This is a genomic window from Cribrihabitans marinus, assembly GCF_900109035.1.
GTDB lineage: Bacteria > Pseudomonadota > Alphaproteobacteria > Rhodobacterales > Rhodobacteraceae > Cribrihabitans > Cribrihabitans marinus.
Genome location: NZ_FNYD01000004.1, coordinates 333,662 through 351,568, shown reverse-complemented (window position 1 = coordinate 351,568; position 17,907 = coordinate 333,662). Strand labels below are relative to the sequence as shown.

Annotated in this window: 15 protein-coding genes; 6 read left to right on the top strand and 9 right to left on the bottom strand. The window is 66.0% G+C overall.

The window, feature by feature from the left end; all coding sequences use genetic code 11:
• The first annotated feature begins 121 nt into the window (after window positions 1-121).
• The 5 genes from BMX57_RS08825 to BMX57_RS08805 all read left to right on the top strand — a co-directional run bounded on the left by BMX57_RS08825 (window position 122) and on the right by BMX57_RS08805 (window position 6,443).
• Complete coding sequence (locus tag BMX57_RS08825; RefSeq protein WP_092365264.1) at window positions 122-1,960, top strand: ABC transporter ATP-binding protein; 1,839 nt, start codon at window positions 122-124, stop codon at window positions 1,958-1,960.
• Window positions 1,957-3,789: an ABC transporter ATP-binding protein gene (locus BMX57_RS08820; protein ID WP_092365261.1), complete on the top strand. Its 1,833-nt coding sequence runs from the start codon at window positions 1,957-1,959 to the stop codon at window positions 3,787-3,789. The genes BMX57_RS08825 and BMX57_RS08820 overlap by 4 nt, the downstream gene beginning before the upstream one ends.
• A 39-nt stretch (window positions 3,790-3,828) precedes the next feature.
• The gene (locus tag BMX57_RS08815) at window positions 3,829-5,076 is read left to right on the top strand and encodes a class I SAM-dependent RNA methyltransferase (protein ID WP_092365258.1); all 1,248 of its coding nucleotides are present in this window, start codon (window positions 3,829-3,831) and stop codon (window positions 5,074-5,076) included.
• Window positions 5,077-5,080: 4 nt separating this feature from the next.
• On the top strand, window positions 5,081-5,869 hold the full coding sequence (locus tag BMX57_RS08810; protein ID WP_092365255.1) for an ion transporter: 789 nt from the start codon (window positions 5,081-5,083) through the stop codon (window positions 5,867-5,869).
• A gap of 61 nt (window positions 5,870-5,930) precedes the next feature.
• The gene (locus tag BMX57_RS08805; protein ID WP_092365252.1) at window positions 5,931-6,443 is read left to right on the top strand and encodes a L,D-transpeptidase family protein; all 513 of its coding nucleotides are present in this window, start codon (window positions 5,931-5,933) and stop codon (window positions 6,441-6,443) included.
• Window positions 6,444-6,447: 4 nt separating this feature from the next.
• Here the strand turns inward: BMX57_RS08805 and BMX57_RS08800 are convergent, their stop codons facing one another.
• The 8 genes from BMX57_RS08800 to cysQ form a co-directional block, all read right to left on the bottom strand.
• Window positions 6,448-8,100 (bottom strand): alkaline phosphatase family protein, encoded by a 1,653-nt coding sequence (locus tag BMX57_RS08800; RefSeq protein WP_092365249.1) that lies wholly within the window; start codon window positions 8,098-8,100, stop codon window positions 6,448-6,450.
• 77 nt (window positions 8,101-8,177) lie between these two features.
• Complete coding sequence (locus tag BMX57_RS08795) at window positions 8,178-9,611, bottom strand: sulfotransferase family 2 domain-containing protein (RefSeq protein ID WP_092365246.1); 1,434 nt, start codon at window positions 9,609-9,611, stop codon at window positions 8,178-8,180.
• 6 nt (window positions 9,612-9,617) lie between these two features.
• Window positions 9,618-11,318 (bottom strand): DUF5927 domain-containing protein, encoded by a 1,701-nt coding sequence (locus tag BMX57_RS08790; RefSeq protein ID WP_092365243.1) that lies wholly within the window; start codon window positions 11,316-11,318, stop codon window positions 9,618-9,620.
• Window positions 11,315-12,301 (bottom strand): glycosyltransferase family 2 protein, encoded by a 987-nt coding sequence (locus tag BMX57_RS08785; protein ID WP_092365562.1) that lies wholly within the window; start codon window positions 12,299-12,301, stop codon window positions 11,315-11,317. The genes BMX57_RS08790 and BMX57_RS08785 overlap by 4 nt, the downstream gene beginning before the upstream one ends.
• A gap of 144 nt (window positions 12,302-12,445) precedes the next feature.
• Entirely contained in the window at window positions 12,446-13,537 is a 1,092-nt protein-coding gene (locus BMX57_RS08780; protein ID WP_229724220.1) for a glycosyltransferase family 2 protein, read from the bottom strand.
• Window positions 13,538-13,541: 4 nt separating this feature from the next.
• The gene (galE, locus tag BMX57_RS08775; RefSeq protein WP_244892197.1) at window positions 13,542-14,552 is read right to left on the bottom strand and encodes a UDP-glucose 4-epimerase GalE; all 1,011 of its coding nucleotides are present in this window, start codon (window positions 14,550-14,552) and stop codon (window positions 13,542-13,544) included.
• The gene (gene kdsB / locus BMX57_RS08770; RefSeq protein ID WP_092365237.1) at window positions 14,549-15,349 is read right to left on the bottom strand and encodes a 3-deoxy-manno-octulosonate cytidylyltransferase; all 801 of its coding nucleotides are present in this window, start codon (window positions 15,347-15,349) and stop codon (window positions 14,549-14,551) included. Before kdsB ends, galE begins: the two co-directional genes overlap by 4 nt.
• Entirely contained in the window at window positions 15,349-16,146 is a 798-nt protein-coding gene (gene cysQ, locus BMX57_RS08765; RefSeq protein WP_092365234.1) for a 3'(2'),5'-bisphosphate nucleotidase CysQ, read from the bottom strand. Before cysQ ends, kdsB begins: the two co-directional genes overlap by 1 nt.
• Before the next feature lie 150 nt (window positions 16,147-16,296).
• On the opposite strand from cysQ, the gene BMX57_RS08760 reads away from it, so the two are divergent.
• Window positions 16,297-17,094, top strand: coding sequence for an ABC transporter permease (locus BMX57_RS08760; protein ID WP_308419731.1), 798 nt, complete (start codon window positions 16,297-16,299; stop codon window positions 17,092-17,094).
• A gap of 11 nt (window positions 17,095-17,105) precedes the next feature.
• On the opposite strand, the gene BMX57_RS08755 is transcribed toward BMX57_RS08760, so the two are convergent.
• Entirely contained in the window at window positions 17,106-17,708 is a 603-nt protein-coding gene (locus tag BMX57_RS08755; protein ID WP_092365228.1) for an alpha-ketoglutarate-dependent dioxygenase AlkB family protein, read from the bottom strand.
• Between the last annotated feature and the right edge of the window lie 199 nt (window positions 17,709-17,907).

Below are 17,907 nucleotides of genomic sequence, written 5' to 3'. Positions count from 1 at the left end.
GCGAATGTATCACGGGATCTGGTTCAGCCGAGGCTGAGACGCGCGACCCGTGGGCCGGTGTCTCTGCACCGCCGCTTTCGCTTTTTTTGATGTCCTGCCTGCTCAATTCGGAGCAACCGTCATGTTTCGTTTCTTTGAGAACCTCGTCGACCCCTATGTGAGCTATCCCGAGAAGGACCGCCCGCCGCGCCAGCTGTGGCCGTTCATGATGGACTATGCGCAGCCGTTCCGCCGAGTGTTCGTTCTCGCCGCCCTCACCTCGATCGTGGTGGCCGCGGTCGAGGTCGGGCTGATCTACTACATGGGGCGGGTGGTCGACATCCTGGGCACCGATCCGGCCGAGGTCTGGCGCGATCACGGGACCGAGCTGATCCTGGTCGCCCTCTTCATCCTGCTGTTCCGGCCGTTTCTGCACATCGCCGATGTGATGCTCCTGAACAACACGATCCTGCCGAATTTCGGAACGCTGATCCGGTGGCGGGCGCACAAGCACGTGCTGCGCCAGTCGGTCGGCTGGTTCGAGAACGATTTTGCCGGACGGATCGCCAACCGGATCATGCAGACGCCGCCCGCGGCCGGCGAGGTCGTGTTCCAGGTCTTCGACGCGATCTCGTTCTCGCTGGCCTACCTGGTCGGCGCGGCGATCCTGCTGTCGGCGGCCGATATGCGGCTGCTGATTCCCTTGCTGATCTGGCTGGCGCTTTACGGTCTGCTGGTGCGGTGGACCGTGCAAAGGGTCGGGCCGGCCTCCAAGGCGGCGTCGGACGCGCGCTCGACGGTGACGGGCCGGGTGGTCGACAGCTATACCAACATCCATTCGGTCAAGATGTTCGCCCATCACAGGCGCGAGCTGGACTATGCCCGCGAGGCCATCGAGGAGACGCGCCGCACCTTCCAGGTCGAGATGCGGATCTTCACCGTCATGGACGTGATCCTGGTCAGCCTGAACGGGGTGCTGATCGTCGGCGTCGTCGGCTGGGCCATCGTGCTGTGGATGCAGGGGCAGGCCAGCGTGGGCGTCGTGGCCGCGGCGGCGGCGCTGACCCTGCGGCTGAACGCGATGACCGGCTGGATCATGTGGGCGCTGACAAGCTTCTTTCGCCAGCTCGGCGTGGTCGCCGAGGGGATGGAGACCATCGCCCAGCCAGTCGACCTGGTGGATGCGCCCGACGCCAGGCCATTGGTCCTCGACCGGGGACGGATCGAGCTTGACGGGCTGTCGCATCACTATGGCCGCGGCAGCGGCGGGCTGGACCGGATCAGCCTGACGATCGAGCCCGGCGAGAAGGTCGGCCTGATCGGCCGGTCGGGGGCCGGGAAATCGACCCTGGTCAAGCTGCTGCTGCGGTTCTACGACGTGGAAACCGGGGCCATCCGCATCGACGGGCAGGACATCTCGACGGTGACGCAGGACAGCCTGCGCAGCCATATCGGCATGGTGCAGCAGGACAGTTCGCTGCTGCACCGGTCAGTGCGCGACAACATCCTCTATGGTCGCCCGGATGCCGACGAGGCGCAGGTGATCGCCGCCGCACGGCAGGCCCAGGCGCATGAGTTCATCATGGATCTGCAGGATCCGGAGGGGCGGCGCGGCTATGACGCGCATGTGGGCGAGCGCGGCGTGAAGCTCAGCGGCGGGCAGCGGCAGCGGGTGACGCTGGCGCGGGTGATCCTGAAGGATGCGCCGATCCTTTTGCTGGACGAGGCCACATCCGCCCTAGATAGCGAGGTCGAGGCCGCGATACAGGACACGCTGTACGGCATGATGGAGGGAAAGACCGTGATCGCCATCGCCCACCGGCTGAGCACCATCGCCCGGATGGATCGGATCCTGGTGATGGACCAGGGCCGCATCGTCGAGCAGGGCCCCCATGCCCGGCTGCTGGCCGAGGGCGGGCTTTACGCGCAGTTCTGGGCGCGGCAGTCCGGCGGGTTCCTCAATCCCGAGGCGGCGGAGTGAGGGTCGGCAATCTGATCGACCCGTTCCGCCCGGCAGGATCGCCGCCGCCGCAGACGCTGGCGGCCTTCATCCGCTGGGCGCTGTCCGGCGCCTGGCCGGTGCTGGGCCTGGCGGCGCTGTTCTCGGGGCTGGCCGGCGTGATGGAGGCCGGAACCGCCTGGATCCTGGGGGTGGTGATCGACACGGCGGTGTCCAGCGGCCCCGAAAACGTCTTCGACGGCGAGAACATCGCCCGAATCCTGGCGGCGGTCGCGTTCTTCATGCTGTTGCGGCCGGCGCTGTTCGGGCTGTCGTCGGTGGCGAACAACTATGTGGTGATGCCCAACATCACGCCGCTGGTCCTGTCCAAGCTGAACCGCTGGACGCTGGGCCAGTCGATCACGTTTTTCGACGACGATTTCGCCGGGCGGATCGCGCAGAAGCAGATGCAGACGGCGAATGCGCTGACCTCGGTGGTCTCCGAGGTGATCAGCGCCATCGTTTTCGCCCTGGCCTCGCTGGCGGGCTCGCTGCTGTTGCTGGGGTCGATCCATCCGCTGGTGATGCTGCCCTTCGTCGCGTGGCTGGCGGTCTATTTCGGACTGATCCGGTGGTATCTGCCGCGCATCCGCCAACGCTCGTCGGCGCGGGCCGGGGCGCGGGCGATGGTCACCGGCCAGGTGGTCGACACGATCACCAACATCAAGACGGTCAAGCTGTTCGCCCATGCCGAACATGAGGACGGCGCCGCCGTCGACGCGATGGTCGAGTTGCGCGACAAGGCGCTGGCCTTCGGGCGGCTGTCGGCCAGTTTCCGGTTCTTCCTGATGACGCTGGCGGGCGTGCTGCCGGTGGTCCTGATCGGCGCGACGCTGCTGCTGTGGCGCGGCGGCGCGGCAAGTGCCGGTGACATCGTGGCGGCCGGTGCGATCTCGATCCGGATCGCGCAGATGACCGGCTGGGTCAGTTTCACGCTAATGGGCATCTATGCCAATGTCGGCGAGGTCGAGAACGGGATGCGGACGCTGGCGCGGCGCAACCGGATCACCGATATTCCCGATGCCGGCGAGTTGTCGGTCGCCGGGGGCGAGATCGAGTTCGACAGCATCGCTTTTGCCTATGGGCGTGATATCGGCGGGGTGCAGGACATTTCTCTGACCGTGCGGCCGGGCGAGAAGCTGGGGATCGTGGGCGCCTCGGGGGCTGGAAAATCGACGCTAGTTTCGCTTCTGATCAGGCTCTACGAGGCGGAAGACGGCGAGATCCGTATCGATGGGCAGGACATTTCGCGGGTGAGTCAGGACAGCCTGCGGCGGCAGATCGGCATGGTCACGCAGGAAACAGCGATGTTCAACCGCTCGGCCCGCGACAACATCCGGTATGGCCGGCCCGATGCCGACGAGGCGCAGATCATCGCCGCCGCGCAAAAGGCCGAGGCGCATGAGTTCATCCGCGATCTCGAAGACGGCCAGGGCCGGCGCGGCTATGACGCGCATCTGGGCGAACGCGGCGTGAAACTGTCTGGCGGCCAGCGGCAGCGGATCGCGCTGGCGCGCGCGATCCTCAAGGATGCCCCGATCCTGGTGCTGGACGAGGCCACCTCGGCGCTCGATTCCGAGGTCGAGGCGTCGATCCAGGCGGCGCTGCACCGGGTGATGGAGGGCAAGACGGTGCTGGCCATCGCGCACCGCCTGTCCACCCTGTCCGAGATGGACCGGATCGTGGTCATGGACCGGGGCCGCATTGCCGAGACCGGAACCCATGAGGCGCTTTTGGCGCAGGGCGGGCTCTATGCCCGGTTCTGGCACCGGCAATCCGGCGGGTTCATCCAGACCGAGGCCGCGGAATAGGGGGTTTTGCGGCCTGCCAGGTCCCTGTATCAGGCCGCCATGCGACAGACGGTGACAATCGAACGGCTGGGTCATCAGGGCGACGGCGTTGCGGCGGGTCCGCTCTTTGCGCCGCGTTGCCTGCCCGGTGAAGTGGTCAGCGGCATCGCCGATGGCGACCGGCTGCGCGATATCCGCGTCGAGGCGCCGAGCGGCGACCGGGTTGCCGCGCCCTGCCGGCACTACAAGTCCTGCGGCGGCTGCCAGCTACAACACGCGTCCGATGGTTTCGTGGCCGGCTGGAAGGTCGATGTCGTGCGCGCCGCGCTGGCCGCACAGGGGGTCGAGACCGCGTTCCGCCCGATCCTGACCTCGCCGCCGCGATCCCGCCGCCGGGCGACCCTGTCGGCGCGCCGCACGAAGAAGGGTGCGCTGGCGGGGTTTCACGGACGGGCATCGGATGTGATCGTCGAAATTCCCGACTGCCACCTGCTCGACCCGGCGCTCATGGCCGCGCTGCCGGCGGCCGAGGCGCTGGCGGTGCTGGGCGGCAGCCGCAAGGGCGAGCTGTCGGTGGCTGCGACCCTGTCGGCGGCCGGGCTGGATGTTGCGGTGAGCGGCGGCAAGCCGCTGCACGGGCCGCTGGAGCTGTCGCTGGCGCAGGCCTGCGAGCGGCTGGGTCTGGCGCGGCTCGCGTGGGACGGCGAGGTGATCGCCATGCGCGCGCCGCCGGTGCAGCGGTTCGGGCGCGCCGAGGTCGTGCCGCCGCCGGGCGCGTTTCTGCAGGCCACCGCGCATGGCGAAGCGGCTCTGTTGGCGGCGGTGCGCGAGATCCTGGGCGAGGCCGGCCGCGTGGCCGACCTGTTTGCCGGCTGCGGCACGTTCAGCCTGCCGCTGGCCGAACGCGCCGAGGTGCACGCGGTCGAGGGCGCGGCAGAGATGACCGATGCGCTGGACAAGGGCTGGCGCGGTGCCGAAGGGCTGAAGCGGGTGACGACCGAGTTCCGCGACCTGTTCCGGCGGCCGCTGTTGGCGGACGAATTGGCGCGGTTCGACGCGGTGGTTCTGGACCCGCCGCGCGCCGGCGCCGAGGCGCAGGTCACCGAGCTGGCCCGGTCCCGGGTGCCGGTCATCGCCTATGTCTCGTGCAACCCGGTCAGTTTCGCACGTGATGCCCGCACGTTGACCGGCGCGGGCTATGCGCTCGACTGGGTGCAGGTGGTGGATCAATTCCGCTGGTCGCCGCACGTGGAACTTGCGGCCCGGTTCACCGCGACCCATATGGGCGGGTCACGGGCAGGAGCATGAAAGCATGAGGTTCAGGCAGAAGCTGGGCGCGATCGTCGACGCCCCCCGGTTCGGCAACTTCATAACGGCGGTGATCGTCGCCAACGCGGCCATCCTGGGCATGGAGACCTCGGACAGCCTGATGGCGCGGTTCGGTGCGCTGATCCACCTGTTGGACAGGCTGTGCCTGGGCATCTTCGTGGTCGAGATCGCGATGAAGATGATCGCCCGCGGCGGGCGGTTCTTCACCAATGGCTGGAGCCTGTTCGACTTCACCATCGTCGCCATTTCGCTGGTGCCGGCGGGACAGGGCCTGTCGGTGCTGCGGGCGCTGCGGATCCTGCGGATCCTCCGGGTGATCTCGGTCGCGCCGCGCCTGCGCCGCGTGGTCGAGGGGTTCATCACCGCGCTGCCGGGAATGGGCAGCGTGTTCCTGTTGATGTCGATCATCTTCTATATCGGCTCGGTGATCGCCACCAAGCTGTTCGGCGCGGCCTTTCCGGACTGGTTCGGCACGCTTGGGCTGTCGGCCTATTCGCTGTTCCAGATCATGACGCTGGAAAGCTGGTCGATGGGCATCGTGCGCCCGGTGATGGAGGTCTATCCCCATGCCTGGGTGTTCTTCGTGCCGTTCATCCTGATCACCACCTTCGCGGTGGTGAACCTGCTGGTCGGTCTGATCGTGAATTCCATGCAGGACGCGCACCATGCCGAGGAGGGGGTGCGCACCGATGCCTACCGCGACGAGGTGCTGGTGCGGCTCGAGGCGATCGAGGCGCGGCTTGCGGCACAACAGACCGGGACAAAAAAGTGATTATGCGCTAGGCTGCTTCCAGTGTAATGCGAAGAAAAAGCACATAAGAGGCAGTGAACAGATGGATCGTCGAGCATTCGGACTTGGCGCGGTGGCAATGCTGGGTGTTTCCGGCTGTGCCGGGCGCAGCAAGTTCAAGTCATATAACGGCCCCGAGGTGACCTCGGTGGTCATCAACAAGACCGACCGCAGGATGTACCTCCTGCACCACAACCAGGTGCTCAAGGAATACCGCGTGGACCTGGGATTTGCGCCCAGCGGGCACAAGCAGTTCCGCGGGGACGGGCGCACGCCCGAGGGCACGTATTTGATAGACCGCCGCAATCCCAACAGCAGCTATCATCTCTCGATCGGGATTTCCTATCCCAACGAGGTAGACATGGCCTTTGCCGAGGCGCTGGGACTGGAACCCGGCGGCGACATCTTCATCCACGGTGAGCCGAATGACAGCCGCCAGCGCCGTCGCGCCCGCAAGCGCGACTGGACGGCGGGCTGCATCGCGGTCAAGAACGACGAGATCGAAGAGATCTATGCCATGGTGCGCGACGGTACGGTAATCACGCTGCGGCCGTGACCGGTCAGCCCGGGCGCGGGCGACCGCGATAGAACGCCGTTTGCTCGGGTGGCAGCTCGTCGGGGTCGTAGATGCCGATCAGGACACCCACATCGGCCGACTTGCCGCGCCGCGCCTCGGCCTGCGCATCGCTCAGCGTAGTGCGCTGCGACGGGCGGCGGGCCCAGTCCGCCAGGCGCTCATACATCAGCGCGATCACCCCGGCATGCTCGGCGCTGGTGCCCAGGTCCACCAGTTCCTGCGGATCCTCGGCCAGATCGAAGAGCTGCGGGCGCATGCCGTCGGCATGCATGAATTTCCACCGCACATCCGCGATCATGAACAGCCGCGCCTGCCGGGCGGGCACGCCCAGCTGCGCCGCCGCGCCGGTCATCGAGTAGTCGTATTCGCTGACCACATAGTCGCGCCATTCCGACGTCTCGCCCCGCAGCCAGGGCAGCAGCGAGCGGCCCTCGAGGATGTGCGGACGGGCTTCGCCGCCGGCAATCTCGAGAAAGGTGGGGGCCAGGTCGATCCCCTCGACCAGCGCTTCGCAGGTGGTGCCGCGGGTCGCGTCCGCCTGTGCCGAGGGGTCGCGGATGATGAGCGGCACCTTGACCGAGGGGTCGTGAAACAGGTCCTTCTCGCCCATCCAGTGATCGCCCAGATAGTCGCCGTGGTCGCTGGTCACGACGATCAGCGTATCGTCCCAGCGCCCGGTCTGCTTGAGCCAGGCGAACAGGCGGCCCATCTGGTCGTCGCATTGCTTGATCAGGCCCATATAGGCCGGCACGACCGCCTCGCGCACCTCGTCGCGCGAGAAGGCGCGGCCGATGCGGCCATCCATGAACGCCTTGAAGACCGGATGCGCCTCCTGCCGCTCGCGCGCGTCCCGGACCACGGGCAGCATGTGCTGGGGCCCGTACATGTCGTTATAGGGCGCGGGTGCGATATAGGGCCAGTGCGGCTTGATATAGCTCAGGTGCAGGCACCAGGGATCGTCGCCCGCCTGGGCCATGAACTCGATCGCGCGGGTGGTCATGTAGGGGGTCTCGGAATCCTCGTCCGAGATCGCCGCCGCCTTGCGTGCGTTCTTCATGAACCAGCCCGAGGCCAGTTCCTCGGGGTCGTCTTCGCGGCGGCCGGAATTCGCGAAATCATGCCAGGGGTTGGCGCTGTCATATCCCCTGGCGCGCAGGTAGGCATTGTAGTGCTCGGCGCCTTTCGGGTCATACATCCCGGCCGGTCCCTCGGCGCGCAACCCGTCGTCGCGTTCCCAGATGTCGAAGCCGCATTGCTCGACCCGCGCGCCGATCTGCGTGTCGCGGCGGATGCCCAGCCGGGCCATGCCCTCGTCATCGGCCTTCATGTGGGTCTTGCCGACCAGCCAGCAATCCATGCCGGCCTCGCGCAGGTGGTCGCCCATCGTGCGCTCTCCGACCTTGAGCGGTACGTTGTTCCAGCTGGCGCCGTGCGAATGGACATAGCGCCCGGTGTAGAAGGACATGCGCGAGGCGCCGCAGACCGGCGACTGAACATAGGCACGGGTAAAGCGCACGCCCTCGGCGGCCAGCGCGTCGATATGCGGGGTGTGCAGATGCGGATGCCCGGCGCAGCTCAGGTAATCCCAGCGCAGCTGGTCGAACATGATGAAGAGGATGTTGCGGGCATCGGTCATCCTGGGCGTCTCCTTGCGGCCATGCCGGGTGGACGGCTGCCATGTCATAGCGAATTCCGCCCAAGCGGCAAAGCGTGTCAGTCGGCGCGCCAGGGGCCGAAGCCGAACATCAGGTAATCGCGGTGATAGATCTCGGCGGCCAACTTCTCCAGATCCGCGTCATAGATCTCGCCCAGCGGATGCGGCCTATCGGGTTCGGCCGGGTCGGGGGCCGGCGGGTCGGGATGTCCGCAGCGCCGGGCCAGATCGGGCAGCAGGTCGGCCATCTCGTCCTCGCGGCAGACCAGGTCGGGCATGGTGAATTCGGCAAAATTCGACAGGGCCTGGGCCTGCGAGCACCAGTGCCCGTCCACCCGGATCGGGGTCTGTCCGGCCAGGTTCATCTGCAGGAAACCCAGAAAGGCCTCGAACGCGGCGCGATGGTCGGCGCGGCTGTAGCCGTCATCGGGCGCCGCCTTGGGGATGGGCAGCTTGAACTGCTTGCGCAGGGTCTCGCGGATCCGCAGGTAGCTGCCTGGCCCGACGCTCAGGATCCTGTCGCAGAACACCGCATGCGCGCGCGCCAGCGGGTGCCGCAGCACCGTGAAGCGCCTGTGATCGGGCGTGCCGCGCATCCACTTGCGCAGCGCCTTCTGGTTCAGACCGGTCTGCAGCGCGTCTTCGCCCACGCCGTCCAGCTGCGCCATCCAGCGGGTCACCCGCGCATCCGGCCCGCCGCGGATCGGCAGGAACAGAAGCGGCGTCCCGGCACCCAGGACATAGCTGGGCACGGACGGGCCACGGCGCGGTTCGAAATTCGGCGTCCGCGAGAGGTTGAACCAGTCCACGCCGGCCAGGGCCGCCTCCATCTCGTCGGGATTGGCGACCTTGGCGGATGGCGGGCTGGGATTCTGCCGCTTCAGGCTCTGATCCAGCCGGTCAAGCCGCGAGTCGACCCCCAGCCACCGGGCCAACCCGTTCATCACCTCGACATCCTGCAAATCCTCGAAGGCCAGGTGGAACGCGGTCTGACCGCTGCGCTGCAGGCGGTTCAGGATCTCGACCTGGAATGTCTGCAGGCGGGCGACATGCGCGGCGAATTCCTCGGCATCGAAGCGCGCGCGGGCATCCTTGCGGCGCTTGATGTTGGTCAGCTTCCACTGGCCGGTCTCCTGCGCGATCTTCCACGACAGGTAGCTGTCGAGCGGGTTGCGTGTCAGCACGATCTTGGCGCAGCGCGGATCGGCCAGCGCGGCCTCCAGCGCGCGCGGATCGTGATCGTGGAAGAAGCGGAACCCGGCCAGGTCATCCGGCGCGTCGCGGATCGCCGCGATCAACGCGGCGGGATCGGCGTCGCGCATCGCCCGCGTGATCCCCAGCAGGTCGGTCTTGTTCGGATACCCGATGAAATGCGGGTTGAACGCCTCGCCGTGGCAGGCGATGCCGTCCAGCGCGTTGAGATTGGCCTCGAGAAAGTTCGACCCCGTCCGCATTTCGGCCAGGACGATGAAATAGTCGAAGGCCCCAGACATCCCGGGTTATTGCACGATATAGGGCTTACGGGCCGGCCGGCGGCGCGAGGCCGGCTCGAACTCGACGGGGAAATCGCCCATCAGATAGGGATGCATGCCCTGGTTCTTGAGGTTTTGCAGGAACCGCCCGAACCCGTCCAGATCGACCATGCGCGGGGCCTCGGCCAGGTGGCGCGTCGGCGTGTGGCCGATTTCATTCACGATCGTCTGGATCGGCTCCATCGGCGAATCGACAAATTCCGCCATCGTCCAGATCCGCACACGCGCCTTGGTCCAGACCGAGCGCAGGATATCGAGATGTTCGCTCTCGATCTTCTGCAGCCGGGCGGCCTCGCGCCGCAGCTCGGCGAAATCGCGGTTGGAATGGAACAGAGGCACGGCCCAGGCACCGGAGATCACCGAGATCTGCGCATTGGTGTCGCGCGCCATCAGCCAGCTGATCGCCTGGTTGTCATGCGGCCCGAACTGGAAACACTGCCGCTCGCCTCGGGTGTTCCAGATCACGCTGGTCAGGAACCCGGTCGGGTCGTGGTCGCGCAGCTTGGCGCTGTCGGTCAGGCACCCGCTCATCATCGTCTGGCCGTTGGCGAACTCGGCACGTTCAGGGGCGAAGAGGTGGCCGTGAACCTGGGACTGCGTGACCTTGGCAAGCCAGGGTTGGAAATCCTCGAAAAGCTCGGCGAAGCCCTGGAACACGGAATATTCGTTCGAGGTCAGACCGTTCTCGTTGCCGTGTCTTGGGAACCGGCTCTGCATGTAGAGACCGTCGCGCCCGCGGGTCCGGCGCTCGACCGCCTTGGCGAAGATGCGGTCGATCTTGCCGGGGTTCGGCTCGGTCCGCTTCATCGCGCCCGACCCGTCGGTCAGGAAGGACTGATAAAGCCGGTCGGCGCGTGGCCAGATCTTGCGCGCCAGGAAACAGTCCGAGCGGCGGAGCAATTGCAGGTGATCGTCGTAGAAGACATGCGGCTTGCCCTGGAAGTCGAACTTGCTCAATGTCAGCGAGCGGCTTTCGATGCGCCTTGAATAGAGCCGCGCAAGGGTCTGGTAGTAGCTTTCATCGGGAATCCAGACATGCCGGAAATAGCGGTCATGCATCCTTCGGTCGGGATCCTGCAGGATGGCGGTCAGCGTCTGGCGGGTCAGGCACCACCACTGGCTGCCCATATGCGGCACCAGCCCCGCCGGGATCTTGCGCACAAGGCCCAGCCGCCGTTGCAGCGCCACATAACCGTCGAAGAGTAACCGCTGTTTCTTCCACGGGAAGGGGAAGCGCAGGGTGAACCTCTCCTGGTCCAGCCCGCCAATGGTCCAGGGCACGTCGCTGGTTGTGGCGCTTTCGATGAAATCGGTGCGGGGGCGCTGCGCCAGGTAGTCGATCAGTTCCTGCACCGGGCGCAGCGGCAGGCAGGAGCCCGACGTGAGATAGGCGTGGCGGACCTCGGGAAACTCGGACAGCAGCATTTCAGACGCCGATTGCGATGCCTTGACGATGCCCCAGGTGCCCCAGTTGCAGGTATGGCGCTTGCAGAAACGGATCCTGGGGTCGTTGGCCAGCGACTTTCGGAACGCGTTGAAGACCCGGCGCGGAACCTTGCGGTCGAGATGGATGACCACCGGGCAGCCGGCCGCGGTCCAGTGGCGGGCGACCTGCTCGGCCCGGTCCAGCGCGGTATGCGCCAGCATCACGATGCCCAGCCCGCTCATGCCCAGTTCCCCTTGGACATCAGGCCCAGGATCTCGAGCTGGCGCCAGTTGATGTATTTCTCGGACCATTGGCACCACAGGTCGGTCGAGGCCGCGGATTGTTCGGCATAGGCCCTGTATTCGGCGGATCCGGCATAGTGCTGCCCGCGCGACAGCTCTTCCTCGGCCTTTTCAGCGAAAGTGTGCAGGAACTTGGCATGCAGCAGCGCGCCGCTGGTCTTTTCCCCGCCCCACTGGTCATAGACCTGGTTCAGACCGCGCGGCAGCAGGGAATGGGTGGAGCTGACATAGGCATAGCGCCGGTTCCACTTGACCAGAGGTATCTTGTTCAGCGCCGGCGCCTTGGCCGGATTGTCCGGAAAGAACGTGCGCGCACGCGGGCCGCCCTGGATCCACAGGTTGCCATAGGTAGGGTTCTTGCGGATCGTGTAGTTTCCGGAATCGAACCAGCGCGCGATCTCCAGCGGATCCTGACCCTCGCTATAGATCGCCTGGTCGAGCGGTCCCTTGGGATAGATGTCGATCAGCATCGCGCCGAAGCTGCGGACCGAGGTGTTGTCCAGCCAGTCGGTCAGCGCCCTGATGGGGCGCGTGTCGCAGAACGGGTAGATGAAGAACTCGTCCGGGTCGACCACCAGCGCCCAATGTCCGTGGGCGTATTTGCGCAGGAGATGGTTCAGCCAGTCGACGCCGAACGCGGCACGTCTGTAGCTGCGATCGGTGTGCCACAGCGACACGTCCTTTTGGCCGGACAGGAATTCATGCGTGCCGTCGCTGCTGTCATTGTCGACAATCAGGAAATGATCGACGCCCAGGTCGCGGTAGTAGCGCAGGAAATGCGGCAGGCGGATCTTTTCGTTGCGAAGGGTGCTGAACAGCAGGACGTCACCGGGCCGGATCCTGGCGGTGTTGTTCTGGATGGCGCTCAGTTGGCGGGACTTCGCAAGGCACCTGACCAGCCGGCGCTTGCGCCGCCATCTCATCCTGTATGACTCGAACAGGCTCACTGGATAACTCAACTCCGGAAACTCGGAATGCCGCGTCGATCACCCCCAATTGGGGGTTGGGGCGTCATACGAGCTATAACGTATTTCGCGAAGTTTGCGAAACAACCAATTTAGAAAGGGTTACAGGGGATTTTCCGGCACGTGCGTTTGATCCGGCGCATCCGGACCGTCCGAGGCGTCCGGCGACCAGCCCCCGGCGGTCATCAGGCCCAGATCCTCAAGCTGCCGCCAGCCGGTCAGCCGCACCGAGCCCGGGGTCCAGAAATCGGGATCTGAGGCGATGGCGTCGTAGTAGCCGTCGAATTGCCGGGGATCATAGAAATGCTGACCGCGGGCCTTCTCCATCACCGATCTGTCCACCACCTGCGGCAGAAACTTGCTGTGCAGCAGCACTCCGGACGGCATCGTGCCGCCGGGCCCGTCATAGAGCCTGTTCAGCGGTGGCGGCAGGATCGAATGGCAGGAATTCACATAGGCAAAGCGGCGCGACCAGCGCACCAGCGGGATCTTGTTGAGCGTCGGAGACCGTTCCGGGTTGTCGGCAAAGAACATCCGCTCGCGCGCGCCGCCCTGAACCCAAAGGTTGCCCATCGGCGCCTGACGGGCCGCCCTGAACGGGCCGGGATCGAACCAGCCCAGCACCTCGCGCGGGTCCTGCCCCGGAGCATGGTCCGCTCCGCTCAGCGGCCCCTTGGGGTAGAGATCCAGCATCAGCGCCCCGAACGCGATCTGTCCGCGCCGGCCCAGCCAGCCGGTCAACGCATGCAGGTCGTGGCGCTCGTGATGGCCATAGATCAGCAGTTCGTCGGCATCGCACATCAGCGTCCAGTGGCCGTGGCAATGGCGCATCTGCAGCCAGGTGATCCAGTCCAGCCCGAACCGCGCGTCGCGGTAGCTGGCGGATGTATGCCAGAGCGACACGTCCTTTTGCCCGCGCAGCAGGTCGGCCGAGCCGTCATCGCTGTCATTATCGACCATCAGGAAATGGTCGACGCCGAGGGCGCGGTAGTGGCTCAGGAAATATGGCAGGCGCGCGATCTCGTTGCGCAGGGTCGTCACCGCCAGGATGTCGCCCGGGGCGATCTGCCCGGTGCGGTCGGCCACCGGGGTCAGCTGGCGCCGGCCGCGGAACGACCGCCAGAGCAGGTGGCGGCGTTTCCAGCGCAGCCGGTAGGCGGCAATCGGGCCGGCGGATCCGGGGCGCCGCGCCATCCGCCTAACGGTCGTAATGGCCGGACTGGTGCCAGCGCCAGGCATCCGCGATCATCGTCGACATGGAGGACCGTTGCGGGCTCCAGCCCAGTTCCTGCTCGGCGCGCACCGAGCCCGAGACAAGCTTGGTGCAGTCCCCGGCGCGGCGCGGCCCGATGGCGTAGGGCACTTCGCGGTTGGTGACGGCCCGGGACTGCTCGATGACCTCCATCACCGAAAAGCCGCTGCCGGTGCCCAGGTTGAACACCCGGCTGCCCTTGCCGTCCTGCAACCAATTCAGCCCCAGAACATGCGCATCCACCAGGTCGCAGACATGTACATAGTCGCGGATGCAGGTGCCGTCGGGCGTGTCGTAATCGGTGCCGAACACGGTCAGCGCGTCGCGCTTTCCGTCGATGGCGTCCAGCATCAGCGGCACAAGATGGGTTTCGGGGCGGTGGAACTCGCCGACCTCGGCCTCGGGGTCGGCGCCGGCCACGTTGAAATACCGGAAGATCACCGATTGCAGACCGTGTGCGGCCTCGAAGTCGCGCAGGATGTCCTCGATCGCGCGCTTGCTGGCGCCATAGGCGTTCAGTGGTTGCTGCGATGTGTCCTCGTCCAGCACCACATTGTCATGCTCGCCATAGGTGGCGCAGGTCGATGAGAACACGAACCGATCACAGCCGGCGGCCACCGCGGCCTCGATCAGGTTGAGCGATCCGGTGACGTTGTTGGCCCAGTAGAGGCCGGGTTGTGCCATCGCCTCGCCGACCTGGCTGAGCGCGGCGAAATGCATCACCGCGGCCGGGCGGTACTGCGCGAACACCGCGTCCAGGCGCGCCCGGTCCAGCAGGTCGCCGCGCTCGAACGGGCCGAAGCGCACCGCATCCTGCCAGCCGGTGACCAGGTTGTCATAGGTCACGGGGGTGTAGCCGGCCGCCGCCAGCGCCTTGCAGGCATGCGAGCCGATATAGCCCGCACCGCCGGTTACGAGGACATTGCCCTTGTCAGAGCCTGTTTCCGCCGCCATCATGCGATCTCCATCGCCGCCATCATCGCCTCCAGGCGGGGAACGTCCTCGGGGTTGTTCAGCTCCCAGAACTGGCGCCCGCGGGCCTCGACCTCGACGCAGAGAACGCGGCGGCCGCTTTCGAGAAAGCGCAGCTGTTCCAGCCCTTCCAGCTGCTCCAGCGGGCCGACAGGCCAGGTCGGATAGCTGGCCAGCGCCTCGGGTCGGTAGGCGTAGACGCCGACATGGTGAAAGACCGGTGTGTCGGCATCGTCGGCATATCGCTCGGGCGTGTAGGGGATCACCTCTTTCGAGAAATAGAGCGCACTGTTGTCGGCGGCGAAGACCGCCGTTGTGCCGCCCACGCGGCCCTGGCGGCGATCATCGAGAAAGCCGTTCAGCGCCGCGCCGTCGCAGCGCAGCACCGGCGTCGCCACGCCCGCGCCGGCCATGTTGCGCAGACCGGCCACCAGTTCCTCGACGAACCAGTGCGGGGTCAGCGGCGCGTCGCCCTGCAGGTTCACGACGATCTCGTATTCCTCGGCCAGCGCGTCCTGCGCCTCGGCGCAGCGCTCGGTGCCGTTCTGGCAGTCGCTCGAGGTCATCACCACCTCGGCGCCGAAGTCCCGGGCGGCATCGCGGATGCGGTCGTCATCGGTGGCCACAACCACCCGGTCGACGCCCGAGACCTGGCGCGCGGCGCGCCATGACCGCTCGATCAGGCTCTGTTTCAGGCCCGTGGCACCCGTGAGCGGCACCAGCGGCTTGCCCGGATAGCGGGAGGACTGGTAGCGGGCGGGAATGACGATGAGGACGGACATCAGGCCTCCTTGAGTTCGACGCCGGGCGCGTGGGCGATGAAGAACGGGTTGGCGTAACCCTCTTTGCCATAGGTCAGCGGGGTGTGATCGTCAAACCGCACCACATGGCCGCCGGCCCCGGCCAGAACCGCGTGACCGGCGGCGGTGTCCCATTCCATCGTGCGCCCGACCCGCGGGTAGAGATCGGCCTCGCCGGTGGCCACAAGGCAGAATTTCAGCGACGATCCTGCGCTCTTGCTGTCCCGGACACGGTATTTCGCGATATAGTCTTCGGTCGCCTGGTCGCGGTGGGATTTCGACGCGACGACCATCAACGCGGCATTATCCGGCCGGGTGACGTGGATCGGATTGGTCTCGCCTGGCGTGGTCGGATCCAGCGCGCCGGTTTCTTCGACCGAAGATCCGTCGGGCAGGGTGTAGAACATCCGCCCCCGCGCCGGGGCAAAGACCACGCCGCGTGTCGGCACACCGCGTTCGACCAGCGCGATGTTGACGGTGAAGTCGCCGCGTCGGTTGACGAATTCCTTGGTCCCGTCCAGAGGATCGACGATCAGGAAGGTCTCGGCCCGTTCGGCATGCGATGCGGACTGCTCCTCGGTGACCACCGCGATGTCGGGAAAGGCGGCGCGCAAACCGGCCGAGATCAGCGCGTCGGCGGCCTCGTCCGCTTCGGTCACCGGGCTGCTGTCGCTCTTTACCTTCACGTCGAAATCGTCGGCTTCGTAGATCTGCATGATCCGCTCTCCGGCCTGGATCGCGAGCCGGCGGATGACGGGAATGAGGTCGCTGTATTTCAAGAAAAGCCTCCGGTTCTGTGCCTTGTTGATCTGTTCGCTTGTCGTTCTTATGATGGCGTGGCAACGGAACGGCAAGAATTCCGTGCGAGATTGCGGGCAGCGTTTCGGGAAAGCCTCTGAGTGTTTCGGTTCAGACAGAATAATTCCTTGTTGAGCGGTGCCTTCACCACCGCCGAACTGATCTTTCATTCCACCGTGAACAACTTGCGTGCGTCGCACAGCAACGCCGTCCTTGCGCTGGTGATCAACATCCTGCGGACGCTGGTCATCTTCGGTTCCTTCTACCTGATGTTCACCATCATCCCCGGTATGCGCAGAGCGGCTGCGATCCGGGGCGATTTCGTGCTTTATCTGATGGCCGGGGTGATGCTCTTCATGGCGCATATCCGGGCTGTGTCCAGCATAATGGGCGCCGGGAATCCCTTGGGCGGCATGATGCTGCACGCGCCGATGAACACGATCATTTCGATCGCTGCGGCGGGACTTTCGGCGCTCTATATTCAGGTATTGTCGATCAGCGTGATCCTGTTCGTCTACCATGCGCTGGTCAATCCGATCGTCATCGAGGATCCGGTCGGCGCCTTCGGCATGTTGCTGATCGCCTGGGGCACCGGATGCGCCTTCGGCCTGCTGCTGCTGGCGCTCAGGCCGTGGCTGCCGACCCTGACCGGGATCCTGGTGACCTTCCACCGCCGCGCCAACATGATCTTCTCGGGCAAGATGGTCCTGGGCAACTCGCTGTCGGGCTACATGCTGCCGCTGTTCGACTGGAACCCGTTGTTCCATGCCATCGACCAGTGCCGGGGCTTTGTCTTCCGAAACTATTTCCCGCAGAACTCCAGTTGGGAATATGCGGTCTGGGTCGGTGTCGGTCTGGTCATGCTGGGGCTGATGGGCGAGTTCTTTACCCGCCGCCGCGTGTCGATCAGCTGGTTCGCCCGGCGCTGACGCGAGCACGGTCAGCCGGCAACCCGCAGGGTCAGGTTGATCCGGCCGCCCTTGGGCAGCAGGCGGGACGAGCCGAAGCGGATGCGGTCGATCCCGTGATATGCCAGCCGGGCTTCGCCGCCCATCACCACCACATCGCCCGAGTGCAGCCAGATCGATTCGGTCTTCCCGCCGCGCGTTGTATTGCCGATCCGGAACAGCGCGTCGTCGCCCAGCGATATCGACACCACCGGCCAGGACAGGTCGGCCTCGTCCCGGTCCTGGTGCAGGCCCATGCGCGCATCGGCGCCATAGTAGTTGATCAGGCAGCTGTCCGGCCGGTGCTCCAGCTCGGTCACCCGGGTCCAGACCCGCAGCACCGGATCCGGGATCGCCGGCCAGGGCGTGCCGCGCGGGTGCCGTGGCTCGTAGCGATAACCGCGCCGGTCCGAGGTCCAGCCCAGCTCTCCGGCGGCACTCATCCGGACCGACAGTTTCTGCCCGCGCCGGGTCTCGGGCGTGGTCAGGGGCGCGCGTCTCAGAACCGGTCGCAGCGCCTCGAGGATGTCGGACTGTGCGGCGGCGTCCAGGCACCCTTTGTGGATGTCGAACCCGCGGACGGACAAACGTGGCATCGGCTGTCTTTTCGATCCTTTCACGCAGCTTTCCAAAAGGTTTTCATATTGCGCCCGGTTTCGTGAAAAGACGCAATTCGCGGTGCTTGCAGGCCCGCGGATACGCCCCTATATACGCCGGGACGCGCAGGGCAGACAGCCGTAGCGCAATGAAATCGGGGCCGGGATGCCGTTGCGGGTTCCGGCCGCGGGAAATCGC